General features: G+C 68.4%; 13 protein-coding genes. 6 read left to right on the top strand and 7 right to left on the bottom strand.

Annotated elements, in window-relative coordinates:
* The first annotated feature begins 131 nt into the window (after positions 1 to 131).
* Entirely contained in the window at positions 132 to 2,123 is a 1,992-nt protein-coding gene (mdoH, locus tag AC07YH_RS17475) for a glucans biosynthesis glucosyltransferase MdoH (protein WP_494748230.1), read from the top strand.
* Between the two features lie 143 nt (positions 2,124 to 2,266).
* Positions 2,267 to 3,163 carry a cobalamin biosynthesis protein CbiG gene (locus tag AC07YH_RS17480; protein WP_494748231.1) on the top strand — a complete coding sequence of 299 codons (897 nt, stop codon included), beginning with the start codon at positions 2,267 to 2,269 and terminating at the stop codon, positions 3,161 to 3,163.
* Here AC07YH_RS17480 and AC07YH_RS17485 read toward each other — a convergent pair.
* Complete coding sequence (locus tag AC07YH_RS17485; RefSeq protein ID WP_494748232.1) at positions 3,160 to 4,560, bottom strand: MATE family efflux transporter; 1,401 nt, start codon at positions 4,558 to 4,560, stop codon at positions 3,160 to 3,162. The genes AC07YH_RS17480 and AC07YH_RS17485 overlap by 4 nt on opposite strands.
* A 150-nt stretch (positions 4,561 to 4,710) precedes the next feature.
* Between AC07YH_RS17485 and AC07YH_RS17490 the strand changes: the two genes are divergently transcribed.
* Entirely contained in the window at positions 4,711 to 5,721 is a 1,011-nt protein-coding gene (locus AC07YH_RS17490) for an SDR family oxidoreductase (protein WP_494748233.1), read from the top strand.
* Between the two features lie 136 nt (positions 5,722 to 5,857).
* Here AC07YH_RS17490 and AC07YH_RS17495 read toward each other — a convergent pair whose 3' ends face one another.
* Positions 5,858 to 6,295 (bottom strand): hypothetical protein, encoded by a 438-nt coding sequence (locus AC07YH_RS17495; protein ID WP_494748300.1) that lies wholly within the window; start codon positions 6,293 to 6,295, stop codon positions 5,858 to 5,860.
* A 126-nt stretch (positions 6,296 to 6,421) separates the two neighbouring features.
* Between AC07YH_RS17495 and AC07YH_RS17500 the strand changes: the two genes are divergently transcribed.
* Both AC07YH_RS17500 and AC07YH_RS17505 read left to right on the top strand, forming a co-directional pair.
* A complete protein-coding gene (locus AC07YH_RS17500) occupies positions 6,422 to 6,808 on the top strand; it encodes a VOC family protein (RefSeq protein WP_494748234.1) in 387 nt (128 codons plus the stop codon).
* A 7-nt stretch (positions 6,809 to 6,815) separates the two neighbouring features.
* Positions 6,816 to 7,871, top strand: a complete 1,056-nt coding sequence (locus AC07YH_RS17505; protein ID WP_494748235.1) for a ThuA domain-containing protein — start codon at positions 6,816 to 6,818, stop codon at positions 7,869 to 7,871.
* On the opposite strand, the gene AC07YH_RS17510 is transcribed toward AC07YH_RS17505, so the two are convergent.
* The 3 genes from AC07YH_RS17510 to AC07YH_RS17520 form a co-directional block, all read right to left on the bottom strand.
* Positions 7,868 to 8,431: a DUF2239 family protein gene (locus AC07YH_RS17510; protein ID WP_494748236.1), complete on the bottom strand. Its 564-nt coding sequence runs from the start codon at positions 8,429 to 8,431 to the stop codon at positions 7,868 to 7,870. The genes AC07YH_RS17505 and AC07YH_RS17510 overlap by 4 nt on opposite strands.
* Complete coding sequence (locus tag AC07YH_RS17515; RefSeq protein ID WP_494748237.1) at positions 8,431 to 8,766, bottom strand: GIY-YIG nuclease family protein; 336 nt, start codon at positions 8,764 to 8,766, stop codon at positions 8,431 to 8,433. The genes AC07YH_RS17510 and AC07YH_RS17515 overlap by 1 nt, the downstream gene beginning before the upstream one ends.
* A gap of 78 nt (positions 8,767 to 8,844) precedes the next feature.
* Positions 8,845 to 9,231, bottom strand: coding sequence for a hypothetical protein (locus tag AC07YH_RS17520; RefSeq protein WP_494748238.1), 387 nt, complete (start codon positions 9,229 to 9,231; stop codon positions 8,845 to 8,847).
* A 153-nt stretch (positions 9,232 to 9,384) separates the two neighbouring features.
* On the opposite strand from AC07YH_RS17520, the gene AC07YH_RS17525 reads away from it, so the two are divergent.
* Entirely contained in the window at positions 9,385 to 10,197 is an 813-nt protein-coding gene (locus tag AC07YH_RS17525; protein ID WP_494748239.1) for a tetratricopeptide repeat protein, read from the top strand.
* Positions 10,198 to 10,200: 3 nt separating this feature from the next.
* Here AC07YH_RS17525 and AC07YH_RS17530 read toward each other — a convergent pair whose 3' ends face one another.
* Both AC07YH_RS17530 and AC07YH_RS17535 read right to left on the bottom strand, forming a co-directional pair.
* On the bottom strand, positions 10,201 to 12,936 hold the full coding sequence (locus tag AC07YH_RS17530) for a TonB-dependent receptor (RefSeq protein ID WP_494748240.1): 2,736 nt from the start codon (positions 12,934 to 12,936) through the stop codon (positions 10,201 to 10,203).
* Between the two features lie 332 nt (positions 12,937 to 13,268).
* Positions 13,269 to 13,625 (bottom strand): DUF1428 domain-containing protein, encoded by a 357-nt coding sequence (locus AC07YH_RS17535; protein WP_494748241.1) that lies wholly within the window; start codon positions 13,623 to 13,625, stop codon positions 13,269 to 13,271.
* Between the last annotated feature and the right edge of the window lie 33 nt (positions 13,626 to 13,658).

Below are 13,658 nucleotides of genomic sequence, written 5' to 3' on the forward strand. Positions count from 1 at the left end.
AAAGCGCTGCCAACGTTTTTTCTCGCAACTGCGAAATCCACGTGATTTCTGGTAGCGAATTCGTGATCGAAGTTTTACTCTAGGCGAAACCGGCGACCTTCCACGCCGGAACAGCCCCGAGATTTCAAGACATGAGCGATCGCTCCAGCCTCTTCGACGTGCGCTCCTCCACGAGCGTGACCCTCGATCAGGTCGTTCGCCGTGATACGATAGAGATCCCGGCCGAAGTGCCCCTGGCCATGCCGGTCCAGCCGCTGGGCTTCTGGCAAGGCGGCTCGCGCCGCGCCTCGGCCGTCGTCGCCAACATGACCATGCGCCGCTGGATCGTCGCCCTGGCGACCATCGTCATGGGCTTCGCCGGCTGGAAGGCCACCTTCGACACCATCGCGCTCGGTGGCGTGACCCGTCTGGAAGGCGTGGTCCTGACCCTGCTGGCCCCGCTGTTCCTGGCCCTGTCGCTGTGGTTCTGCACGGCCGTGGCCGGCTTCATCATCCTGCTGGGCAAGCCCAAGGATCCGCTGGGCATCGACGGCGAGGCCCCGATGCCCAAGCTGCACACCCGCACGGCCATCCTGATGCCGGTGCACAACGAGGACGCCGCCGCCGTCTTCGCCCGCCTGCGCGCCATGGACGCCTCGCTGGCCGAGACTGGCCTGAGCCGCCACTTCGACATCTTCGTGCTCAGCGACACCCGCGACGCCCAGGTGGCCCTGGCCGAGCAGGCCTGCTTCGCCCGCTTCCGCCGCGAAGCCCACAGCAGCGTCTACTACCGCGTCCGCAAGGAAAACACGGGCCGCAAGGCCGGCAACGTCGCCGACTGGGTGCGCCGCTGGGGCAGCGCCTACGAGCACATGCTGGTGCTGGACGCCGACAGCCTGATGACCGGCGAGGCCATGGTCCGCCTGGCCGACGCCATGGAGCGTCACCCGGGCGCCGGCCTGATCCAGACCATGCCGATGATCATCAACGGCCAGACGATCTTCGCCCGCACCCTGCAGTTCGCCACGCGCCTGTACGGCCGCGTCGCCTGGACGGGCCTGGCCTGGTGGTCGGGCACCGAAAGCTCCTTCTGGGGCCACAACGCCATCGTCCGCACCCGCGCCTTCGCCGAGACCTGCGGCCTGCCGCACCTCTCCGGCCCCAAGCCGTTCGGCGGCGAGGTGATGAGCCACGACGCCCTGGAAAGCGCCCTGCTGCGCCGCGGCGGCTGGAGCGTCCACCTGGCCCCGTATCTGGAAGGCTCGTACGAGGAGAGCCCCTCGAACCTGCTGGACTTCGCCACCCGCGACCGTCGCTGGTGCCGGGGCAACGTCCAGCACGTGCCGCTGGTCGCCCTGCCCGGCCTGCACTGGATGAGCCGCATGCACCTGGTGATCGGCGTGCTGAGCTACGCCCTGTCGCCGCTGTGGTTCATCGCCCTGTCGGCCGGCATCACCTCGCGCGCCCTGATGCCCGAGCTGAAGAAGGCGGCCTTCACCATGGCCGACCTGCAGGCCGCCGCCCACGCCCTGATCGACTGGCGCGAGATCCAGGCCACCGCCTGGGCCATGATCATCACCTTCCTGCTGCTGTTCGGGCCCAAGATCATGGGTTCGATCCTGGTCTTCAGCCGCAAGGCCGAGATCAAGGGCTTCGGCGGCAAGCGCCGCGTGGCCGCCGGCCTGGCCGTCGAGATGCTGCTCTCGGCCCTGGTCGCCCCGATGCTGATGTTCACCCAGACCCGCGCGATCGTCGAGATCATGGCCGGCAAGGTCGGCGGCTGGGCCACCCAGCGCCGCGACGCCGACAAGGTCGCCTTCAAGGAAGCCTGCGCCGCCATGGGCTGGATCAGCGCCACGGGCCTGGTCCTGGGCGGGGTCTTCTGGTTCACGCCGGACCTGTTCACCTCGACCGCCCCGATCCTGCTGGGCCTCGTCCTGGCCGTGCCGCTGACCATGCTGGGCGCCAACAAGATCGCCGGCCTGAAGGTCAAGACCAACGGCCTGTTCATGACCCCGGAAGAGCGCCGCCCGCCGGCCATCGTCCGCGCGGCCCTGGGCTCGGCCGCCGAGCCGCCGATCCGCTGGTTCGCCCGCGACGGTCGCCCGATCGGCCCGACCACCAAGATCCGCGACGCGGCCTGATCCCGTCGCCGAAACGCTGCTGAAACGCTATAGGGCCCGTCCGCAAGGACGGGCTCTTTTCGTTTGCGAGCCTCGCGTGGGCTGGCCGTGAGGTTCGCGCCGGAGTAGAAGCGCGGCTCCTGTCCTTCCCGGAGCCGCGTATCGTGTCGCGTCTGTTCAGCGCCTATGTGATCGTCGACTGGAGCGCCGCGGCCAAGCCGACGACGGGCGCCGACTCCATCTGGATCGGCGTGCTCAAGCGCGACGTGCGCTTCCGCCTGACCTTCGAGAGCTTCAACCCCGCGACGCGCGGCGAGGCCGAGACCAAGCTGGCCGCCATCCTCGACGACCTGAAGAAGCGCGGCGAGCGGGCCCTGGTCGGCTTCGACTTCCCGCTGGGCTTCCCGCGCGGGCTCTCGGCGGCGCTGTCGCTGCCGGGCGAGACGCCCTGGCGCGCGGTCTGGGACCAGCTGGCCAAGATGGTCAAGGACAAGGCCGACAACACCAACAACCGCTTCGGCGTCGGCTCGGAGATCAACCGTCGCCTGACCGGCGGCCCCTTCCCGTTCTGGGGATGCCCGCCCAAGGACGCGCTGACCACGCTGCAGCCCAAGCGCCCACGTGAGCATGGGGCCGACGACCTGCCCGAGTTCCGCTACGCGGATGAGGCGGCCAAGGGCGCGCACTCGATCTGGAAGCTCTACTACAACGGCTCGGTCGGCGGTCAGGCGATCATGGGCATCCCGGCCGTGCGCCGCCTGAAGGACGCGCGCGGCGACGCCGTCCGCGTGTGGCCGTTCGAGACCGGCTTCAAGACCCTGACCGAGGCCGACCTCGAGGGCGTCGCCGTGGTGGCCGCTGAGGTCTATCCCTCGCTGCTGAAGATCACGGCCACGGCCGGCGAGATCAAGGACCTGACCCAGGTGCGCACCCTGGCCGAGCACTTCGCCAAGCTGGACGAAGCCGGCAAGCTGGGCGCGGTGTTCGATGCCCCCAAGGGGCTGTCGGAGGAAGCGCTGGAAGCGGCCGCGACCGAAGAAGGCTGGATTCTGGGGGCCTAAGCCCCCTTCTCTTCCGCCAGCTTCCGATCCCGCCAGTCCAGCATCCGGAACCTGAACAACAGGAATCCCGCCGCCAGGAAGCTGGTGATGATGATCGAGATCAGCACCCCGTTCAGGCCCATGCCGCGCGGGATCGCCAGCCACCAGGCCAGCGGTCCCATGACCAGGGCGTAGCTGATCAGGTGGGTCACGGTCGGGATCCACACCTCGCCGCGCGCCCGTAGCGCCTGGGCGGCCACCACCTGCACCGCGTCGGGCGCGAAGAACAGGCAGGACAGCGCCATGGCCGGCAGGATCAGCGTCATCGCCGCTGGGTCGGTGGTGTAGGCCAGCGCCACCCAGTGCTTGGCCGGATAGAGCAGCACGCCAAACAGCGTCCCGATCACCGCGATCACGGCGAAGGCGATCCAGCCGGCCCGCTTCATGCCTTCCGGATCACGCGCGCCATAGGCCCGGCCGACCTGCACGGCGGTGGCCGTGGCCACGCCCAGCGGGACCATGAAGACGATGGCCGAGACGTTCAGCACCACGGTGTAGGCGGCCACGGCCAGGCTGCCGATCCAGCCGCAGATCAGGTTCATGCCGGCGAAGGCCGAGACCTCGAAGAAGTTGGACGCGCCGGCGCCGTAGCCGATCTTGCGCTGCTCGATCTCGGCGGCCTTGTTGCGGGCGGGCTTGTCGAAGACGCCCAGCTCTCGGGAGTCCTTCATGCGCAGGACGTAGATCGCCAGCGCGATCGCCAGAGCGGTGCGAGCCACGAAGGTCGACCACGCGCCGCCGACAGCGCCCATGGCCGGCAGGCCGAGGGTCCCGGGCACGAACAGCAGGTTGGCCGCCAGATTCACGACATTGGCCAGCCACATCATCACCGCCCCCGGCGTCGGTCGCGCCAGGCCCTCCAGCCAGAAGGTCAGCACCACCGAGATCGCATAGACCGGCAGCGACAACGAGAAGACGATCAACGGCGCGGTCGCCCCGTCGGCCAGGCCGTCCTTCAGGCCCATGGCGTGCAGGAACAAAGGCCCGAACAGCGCCAGCAGCGCCGCCGAGCCGACGCCCAGCCACGCGCCGTAGCTGAGGCCGCGCCGCAGCACCGCTCCGGTCTCGTGCGGATTGCCGGCCCCGATGGCGCGAGCGGTCATCACCTGCACCCCGACCAGCAGGCCGACCGTGGCGGTGACGAACACCGAGGTCGGCGCCCAGGCCATGGCGTGGAAGCCCAGCTGGCGCGCGGAGAAGTGGCCGACGACGATGGCGTCGGTCAGACCCATGACCATGATGCCCAGGCGCGACAGCACGACCGGCCCCGCCAGGCGGAGCAGTTCGAGCAGATCGGTCATGATGGGGCCGCGCGGCCGCTCCGAGGGGAGCGCCGTTCCGGCCGCGTCGCGCGGCATGGTGGTCACCCCAAGAAGCTAAAAAGAAGGGGGTCAAAGAAGGACGGGCAACCTGACCGATGCCCGTTTTCGAGGCAACCCGCTTTCGGCGAGGCTTGGAACATCGCGAGCGGCCAGCGGTTCTTCGGGTCAGCCCTCCAGGAGCGCCCGATGTCCGAGACCCAGACCCCCGAGTTCGAGCACACCGGCGACCGCGTCGCCGAAGCCTATCGCGACATCCAGGCGCCGCTGGACGCCAAGGAAAAGCGGTCCTTCGAGCCGAAGGAAGACTCCAAGAAGAGCCACGCCATGCAGGCCGGCGCCCGCCCCTACCCGGCCCCGCCCTACCCCGAACAGCACCAGGCCAAGCCGGGCAACGAGGCCGCGCTTGACCCCGCACCGATGTACGACGCGCCGTTCTACAAGGGCTCGGGCAAGCTGGCGCACAAGGTCGCCCTGATCACCGGCGCCGACAGCGGCATCGGCCGGGCCGTGGCGGTGCTGTTCGCCCGCGAGGGCGCCGACGTGGCCATCGGCTATCTGAACGAGGATCACGACGCCAACCTGACCCGCATGGCCGTCGAGGCCGAGGGCCGCCGCGCCATCCTGCTGCCCGGCGACGTCGCCGATCCGGCCTACGCCAAGGCCGCGGTCGAGAAGACGGTGGCGGAGTTCGGCCGACTGGACATCCTCGTGAACAACGCCGCCTTCCAGGAGCACGTGCTCGACTTCGAGGACCTGACCGAAGAGCACTTCGACCGCACCCTGCGCACCAACCTCTACGGCTATTTCCACATGGCCAAGGCGGCGGTGAAGCACCTGCCCAACGGCGGCTCGATCATCAACACCGGCTCGGTCACCGGCCTGCTCGGCAACAAGGACCTGCTGGACTACTCGATGACCAAGGGCGGCATCCACGCCTTCACCCGCTCGCTGGCCACCCACCTGATCGAGAAGGGCATCCGCGTGAACGCCGTCGCGCCGGGCCCGGTCTGGACCCCGCTGAACCCGGCCGACAAGCTGGGCCCGGACGTCGCCCAGTTCGGCGCCAAGACCCCGATGAAGCGCGCCGCCCAGCCCGAAGAGATCGCCCCGGCCTACGTGTTTTTGGCCTCGCCCCAGACGGCCAGCTACATCACGGGTGAGATCCTGCCGATCATTGGGGGGTATGCGGGCGGGTAAACCCCTCTTCCCAAATCCCAATTCTTGTCATCCCGGAAGCGCGTAGCGCTGTCCGGGACCCAGGGGCCAAGCCCAGTGCGGTTGCCCCTGGGTCCCGGCTCTCCGCTTCGCTGCGGCCGGGATGACAAGTTTTGATTCAGTGCGGCCACACCTCCGCCAGCACCTTGGCCTGGCCGTCCTTGAGGCTGACCTCCATCGACGGCTCCTCGGGCTTGCCGGCCGCGAACAGTTCGTAGATCAGCATGCCGTCGGCCTGCTTGCTCTCGATCACCCGCACCGGCTTGATCGCCTTACCCGAGGCGGCGGCCGCATCGCGCACGATCTTCGGCGCATCGGCCCAGGCGACGTCACGCTGGGTCTCGACGATCTCCCAGCCGCCGTTCTTCTCCAGCAGGTCGAACTCGATCTCCGAGCCGTCGGGCATGTGGCCCTCGACGTCGTAGTAGCGGCGATCCTCGCGTTCCTTGAACTCGGCCTCCTTGATGGTCAGGCCGGGCGCGGCCGCCTTGACTAGGGAGACCACGGCGACCGGCAGGTCCTTGGCGGCGACGGGCGTGATCTTGGTCTCGGCCATGGCGCCCAGCGCGAAGGACAGGACCCAGAGGACGGGGTGGCTCATGGCGATCTCCTTGCAGGGACGTCCGACCCTAAACCAACCGCGGCGTGCTATGCACTCGACTCAATCCAGGGAGTCGAAAAAATGGCCCGCCGCGTCGCGCTCGTGTCCTTGCTGGTCGCCGACTATGACGAGGCCATCGGCTTCTATGTCGGCAAGCTGGGCTTCACCCTGGTCGAGAACACCGACATGGGTCATGGCAAGCGCTGGGTCGTGGTCTCGCCCGGCAGCGACGGCACGAACTTCCTGCTGGCCCAAGCCAAGGGCGATCAGGCCCAGGCGATCGGCAATCAGGGCGGCGGACGCGTCTGGCTGTTCCTGCACACGGACGACTTCGCCGGCGACCACGCCCGCATGAGCGCCGCCGGCGTCACCTTCCTGGAAGAACCCCGCCACGAGGCCTACGGGACCGTCGCCGTGTTCGAGGACCTTTCCGGCAATCGCTGGGACCTGCTGCAACCCAAGAGCTGAGACGATGATGCGCCGACTGTTGACCCTGTTCGCGGCGGTCGCCGCGCTCTCCGCTCCCCTGGCTGTCGAGGCCGCGCCGGCTAAAATCCGCGTGCTCTATCTCGATCAGTCGGTGGGCTTCCGGCACAAGCCGGTCACACGTCCGGCCAACAGCAACGGCCCGACCCAGTCCGAGATCGCCCTGGCCGAGATCGGGGCCAAGACCGGCGCCTTCACCGTCGAGTCCACCCAGGACGCCCGCGTGATCACGCCGGCCAAGCTGAAGGACATCGATGTCCTGATCTTCTACACGACCGGCGAACTGCCGATCTCGGCCGAGAACTGGGCGGCGGTGCAGAAGTGGGTCGAGAGCGGCAAGGGCGGCTTCGTGGGCCTGCACAGCGCCACCGACACCCACTGGGACTACAGCGGCCCCGGCCAGACCTACACCGCCTTCATCAACGGCAAGTTCGCCGGTCACCCCTGGACCCAAGGCACGCCGATCACAGTCCAGGCGCTTGGCCAAAAAACGGGGGGCGGCAAGGATCCGGTCAACACCGCCTGGCCGGCCCGCTTCCCCTATGCCGAGGAGATCTATCAGTACTCGGACTATGACCCCACCAAGGTCCGCGCGCTGCAGGCCCTGGACTTCACCGACATGGCCCTGAAGCGCCCGTGGTTCGTGCCGGTCACCTGGACCCGCCAGATCGGCCAGGGCCGGCTGTTCCAGACCAGCATCGGCCACACGCCCAGCACCTGGGACGACCCGCTGTACCGCGCCCAGATCCTGGAAGCCGTGCGCTGGACCGCCCACCGCAAGCCCGGCGCGGCCAAGCCCAATCCGGACGAACAGAACCTGTGGGCCCTGCGCTCGCTGCTGGCCTATGACGGCCGCCCCAAGGCCGAGGTCGAGGCGCGTCTGGCCAAGCTGGCTAAGGTCGATAAGACCTGGCTGCGCGACGCCGCCGCCCGCACCGCCGACTTGCGCGCGCTGTGGCCCGCCAAGCCCGACAGCGACAAGGCCCCGTTCGAGGCGGCCTACAAGGCGGTGCTGGACGACGTCGTGGCGAAGTCGGGCGGCTAAGCCTCCCCGAACGCCTCGGCCGCATAGGTCCGCAATTGGGCGGCGATGTCCGCCGGCCAGGCCTGGATCCGCGCCTCGAACCCGGCGTCGTCGCCAGCGAACAGGGCGCGCATAGCCTCCTCGAAGTCCGGCAGGTCGCCGCCAATCGCCGAGGCGAAACGGTAGGTCGCCTCGCGGGCGGCGCGGATGCGGTCAGGACCTTCGCTGGCCCGGCGCGCGGCCTCGACCAGCTTGCGCAGGGCCACCGAGGCTCCGCCGGGCTGGCTGGCCAGCCAGTCCCAATGGCGCGGGAGCAGAGTCACTTCGCGCGCCACCACGCCCAGCTTGGGCCGCCCACGTCCGCGCGGAGCTTCCTCCGGCGGCGCCAGGCGCGCGGTCAGGGCCTCTGAACCGCCGCTGAGATCGAAGTCCACGCCACGGCCGTCCGGGCCAAAGATCAGCACCCCCGCCTCGCCGACCAGCCTCTGGGCCGCCAGGGCCGCGTCGAGGCGCGAGCCGACCGCCACGCGGGCCTGGCCGTGGAACACGACGTACAGCTCTTCGCCTTCGGCAATTGGCATCAGTTCAGCCCCGTGGCGTTCAGCGTTTCGATCCAATGGGCGCGGCGGTCCTTCAGCCGCGAGGCCCGCATGGAGCCCTCCAGACCCTCGGTGTCGACCACCTCGACGGCCTCGAACACGAAGGCGTCCGCGCCATACGTGTTCCAGGCGGCCTGCAGGGTCTTCTCGCGATGCGAGCCCAGCCGCAGCGAGAACCACACCCCGTTCTGGCGGTTGGACAGGTCCGGCGCCACGCCGACCCACGCCTGGCCCGTCGGGACGCAGCGTACGGCGTAGATGCCGACCTCGACCTTGCGCTCCTTGTATTCGCGCAGCAGCGCCTTGCGTCCGGACATGCTCATCTCCTCGGAGACGCGCCTTTTACCCGGATAAAACTCGAAGTCAATATTGCCCGGGTATTATCCTCCAGACACCTATCCCTCCGCGGCGCGGAAGGCCACATAGCCGCGCTCGACCAGGCGTCGCGTCGCCTCGTAGGCCGCCGCCAGCTCCTCGTAGGTCGTGCGCAGGTGCGCCAGGCGCGCGACCTGGGCCTCGGAGAGCGTGGCGCCGGCGTCGGTCATCGAGGCCGCCTCGGCCACCCACTTGGCGCGAGCGGTCGCGGTGGCCACGGCCAGGCGCTGGAAGCGGGCAGCATCGGCGTGCGGCACGGTAGCGCCCAGCACCGCCTTGTTCGAGGCGAAGGCGGTGTAGTCGATCTGCTCCAGATAGCCGCGCAGGCGGCGCTGGACCTGCGGGTCGACATCGTTGGGCTCGAAGTGGTCGCCGGTGCGGCGGGTGCTGGAAGTCATGATCGCCATGACGGTCTCCATCCGGCCGATAGCGGCCGTTCTGACCGGAAGCGTGCGCCTGACAGTTTAAGGACGGGTTGAGGCGCGATGCGGCGTATCGACTGACGCGGAGGTTGATTTATTACAAATGTAGCATAGGCTGCGGACAACCAAGGAGCCCCCATGCGTTGGATCGCCGCCGTCTCCGCCATCGTCCTGGCGATCGCGCCCCTGCCCGCCTTGGCTGGAGCGACGCAGATCGTCACCCAGTTCAAGGTTTCCCAACAGGAAGCCCAGGACCAGGAGGTCCTGAAGAAGGCCTACCAGGCCGGCTCGCTGCAGGCCGCCAAAGCGTTCGAGAAGGACCTGGCTACGGTGCTAAGCCACGCCCCGGCCAGCTATCCACAGATCGAGCGTCAGGGCGACACGACGATCATCCGTTCGCGCTCGGGCACGGCGGCCATGAGCGGCGCGATCCTGATCAGCGCGCTCAATGGCAAGGAGGGCAAGGCCGGGACCGTCGCCACCAGCCTCAATACCTACGCCATGGCCGCCCTGCTGCTGGGCTCGATCGCCAACGAGCGGCGCGACCCGCGCGCGGCCATCGCCTATCTGGACAAGGGCCTGGCCTTTCAGCCCGACAATCTGGCCCTGATCACCGAAAAGGGCGGCGCGCTGGTGGTGCTCAAGCGCTTCTCCGACGCCCTCGATCTCTACGAGAGCGCCGAGAAGATCGACTTCATCACCAAGCTGCTGGAGCCCGACGGCGAGGCGCGGGTGCTGCGCGGCAAGGGCTTTGCCTTGATCGAGCTGAAACGCCTGGACGAGGCCCAGGCCGCCTATGAGGCGGCGCTGAAGCTGGAGCCCAACCACGCCGGGGCCAAGGCCGAGCTGGAGTACATCCAGAAGCAGCGCCGCGGCGGCCCCCAGGCCGATATCGGCCTGGTCACCGGCGACAAGGCCAAGGACGGCGAGGCCGCCCCGGCCAAGCCGTAACCGCTACAGCAGCTTGCGGAAGCCCAGGCGCACCGTCCGGCCCAGCGGGTCCAGATAGTCGCGCTGATAGGCCTGCGGCGTCACGCCGTTCTGGTCATGCACCGACTGCTTGGCGTCGAAGACGTTCTCGAAGTTCAGCGACATCTGGGCGCCCTTCAGGAACGGATACTTGTCGACCAACGCCTTGCGCGCGGGGCTGTTGAAGGTGGCGAAGAAGTTCACGCCCAGCGTCGCCAGGTCCGAGAAGTACAGGGTCTGGCCGCCGGTCGCGCCGCCATCGACCCAGGTCGAGGCCTTCCAGCTCCCGCTGAAGCGCATGCCCAGGCCGTCCTTGAAGTAGCCGCCCTGGACCTGCACCTCCTGGCGCGCCTGGCCGTTGCGGGCGCTGATCGCCGCGCCGTCCAGTTGGTCCAGCACCGGCATGCCCTTGCGGACGGTGATCTCGTCGCTGAGACGCCAGGTGTGGTAGACCGACAGCTGGAAGAGCCCTTGCCCCGGACGCATCATGCCGGGAGGCGGGCCGGCCATGCCGCCGCCGGGACCGCCGCCGCCCGGAGGACCGCCACCGCCCATGCGCATCATGCCGCCGCCGGGAGGTCCACCGCCCGGACCGCCGCCAAAGCGCGCCCCCGGATTGGCCGCGCCCGGCGTCGGCGTGCCGATCGCCTTGAACAGGTTGAAGCCCCAGCGGATGTTCTCGGTCTGGGCGCTGGCGAAGTTCACCGGCCGGGCGTCGATCGACAGCAGGCGGCCCGAGGCGTCGCGCACGAAGCGGTCCGGGAAGGCCCGCTCCAGGTCCGGCGTGATGGCCGGGAAGCTGGCGATCATGTCCTTGGTCTCGGACCGCGTGTACGTGCCGTTGAAGGTCAACTCGATCTTCTCGAACGGCTTGTAGTTGACGCCGAACTTGGCGACCTGGCGGTTGTCGTTGAGCAGGTTGGCGTTGCCGCCGTCCGTGCGGTTGATGATCACCGTCTGGCCGGTCGTGAAGTCGAACACCGAGACGTTCGGGGTCACCACCGTTGGATCGTTGATCTGGTTGGTGGTCGGCGCGCCCTCTTCGTCGGTGTAGCTGGCGATGAAGCCGAGCTTCTTGTTCGGCGCCCAGTTGAAACCACCGCCCAGGGTGGTCAGCCCGCCCAGGTCCGACAGCTCGTCGTAGCCGGCGTTGAAGTTGGCCGACAGGTCGCCCAGCTTGGCCAGGACGTTCTGGCGGGTGCTGGTGAGCGGCAGGTTGAAGCTGCTCTGGAAGCTCTCGGTCGTGCGCGTGATGTCGCGCTTGGTGGTCACGCCCGAGCGGACGGTCTCCGAGTCCAGGCCCTTGCTGTTGGCCCCGACCTTGAACGTCGTCTGCAGGCCGCCGGCCGGCAGCATGAAGAGGTTGCCGTTCAGCACCAGCTCGGCGCTGGCCGCGGTCGAGATCGAATGGGCCGTGTCGGGCGCCATGGCCTTGTAGAGCGAGGGCGAGATGACGCCGAACGGATTGACGGTCGGGTCGCCCGCCGCCACCGCCGCCTGGAAGGCCGACGCGTCCAGGCCCCGGCCGGTCTCGGTGTCGGTCTTGGTGCGGTCGAAGTCGCCGGTGACGTTCCAGCGCCAGTCCTTCACGCGGCCGTTGGCGGCCATGCTGACCTGGGTGCGCAGCGTGTCGACGTCGCGCGACAGGGCGCCCGGCGCGTCGATATAGCGATAGCCGGTCACGGCCTGCGAGAACGGCGAGAACGGGCTGCCGCCCGGCAGGGCGAAGGCCACGCCCGGCAGGCCCAGCAGCGCGTGGCTGCTGGAGTCTTCCAGGTTGCCGCTGAGGGTCAGCTGCGTCTGCTTGTTCAGGTCGCGGCTGATCGAGCCCTTGAACGTGCCCTTATCCGACTTCGAGATCAGCGACCGGCTGGCCGTCAGGTCGCCGGTGTTGTAGCGGCCGGCCAGCGGACCGAAGTCGGCCAGCGGCGCGCGGCCGTTCACCGCCGAGTCCGGCACGCCCGCGAAGCTGGCGGCGACCGTCGGATCCAGATTGCTCCCGTTCAGGCTGGCGACATTGCCCACCAGGTCGAACGGCTGGCCGTTGGGCGAGCGGACGATGTTGCGGTCGGTCTCCAGCAGGTACGGGTCGTGCGACAGCTGGACGTCGACGTTCCAGCGCTTGTCGCCGTTGATGTTGACGCGGTTGCCGCCGACGTTCGGCGCAGTCCGGCCGCCGTCGGTGGCCACGGTCACCGCCCCCTGCACCTGCAGGGCGTTGTAGTTCTTCTTGAGGATGATGTTCACGACCCGCTGATCGGCCTTGTAGCCGTAGCTGAGCGCGACCTCCTCGGGCAGCACCTGGAAGCGCTCGATGGCTTCGGGCGGGATGCCCTGGATCTCCTGGAAGCCCGAGATGCGGCGACCATTGATCAGCAGAACCGGCCCGCCGCCGCCATCGCGGCCGCGCGTGCTGGTGGTCTGCGGGGTGAGCATGGTCAAAAGCTCGCCGATCGAGCCGGCTCCGAAGCTCTTGATCTCTTCCTCGTTCAGCTCGATCTCGGGCTCGATATTGCCCTCGACCTTGCCGCGCGGGTCGGCCTGGATGACCAGCCCCTCGACCTCGGTGGGACCATCGTCCTTGACCTGAGGTTTCTTCGGGTCGGCTTCGGCGACCGCCTCCGGCGGCGTCGAGGTGATCGCCGGCATGGCCGAGGCGGCGGTCACGGGGTCGAGCGCGGCCGAGGCCAGCCCGTAGAACAGGATCGTCGAAAGGGTCATCAGGCCCACAGAACACGAGTGACAGGGGACGTCGTCGCTCGGCCGCGCCAACGCTGGGTTGCCGCTCCTTACGGGGGTGCGACGCCCTCCGCAACGCCCCCCGGCGTTAAGAAAAAGCAATGCGCTATAAAGCGCACACTCGTGTGTCTTCCAGCGCCTAAACGGCGCTCAGCCATTGAAATATGGTCACATTTTCGGCTGCCGCGTGTTGCACGCGAAACGATGTTGCGGTGCAGAAACAAACTGCGCCGTTGTGCCGCGGCGGCGCCCAAACAGGGTATGGGAAGCGTCGCCCGGCGGCGTCTCCGCGCGAGCGACGCAACTTCCGCGTGCTACTTTTCCAGGAAGGCCTGGAAGCCGCCATAGATCATCCGCTTGCCGTCGAACGGCATGGTGTCGGGCTGATAGGCCTTCATGCGCTCGTCGGCCATGACCTTGGCGTTGATCGCGTCGCGGCTGGCGCGGTCCTTATAGGTGATCCACGAAAACACCACGACCTCGTCGTCCTTGGCCTGGACGGCGCGCGGGAACGAGGTCAGCTCGCCATAGGGCACGTCGTCGCCGAAGCATTCGACGTAGGACAGCGCGCCGTACTCCATCCAGACCTCGGCCCCCAGCTGGGCCATCGCCTTGTAGGCGTCCAGCTTGTCCTTGGGCACCGCGAGCACGAAACCATCGACATAGGCCATGACGTTCTCCCTGGGTTGTCGTCGTTGACGACA

It is taken from the genome of Caulobacter sp. GW456-12-1-14-TSB4, from assembly GCF_059424195.1.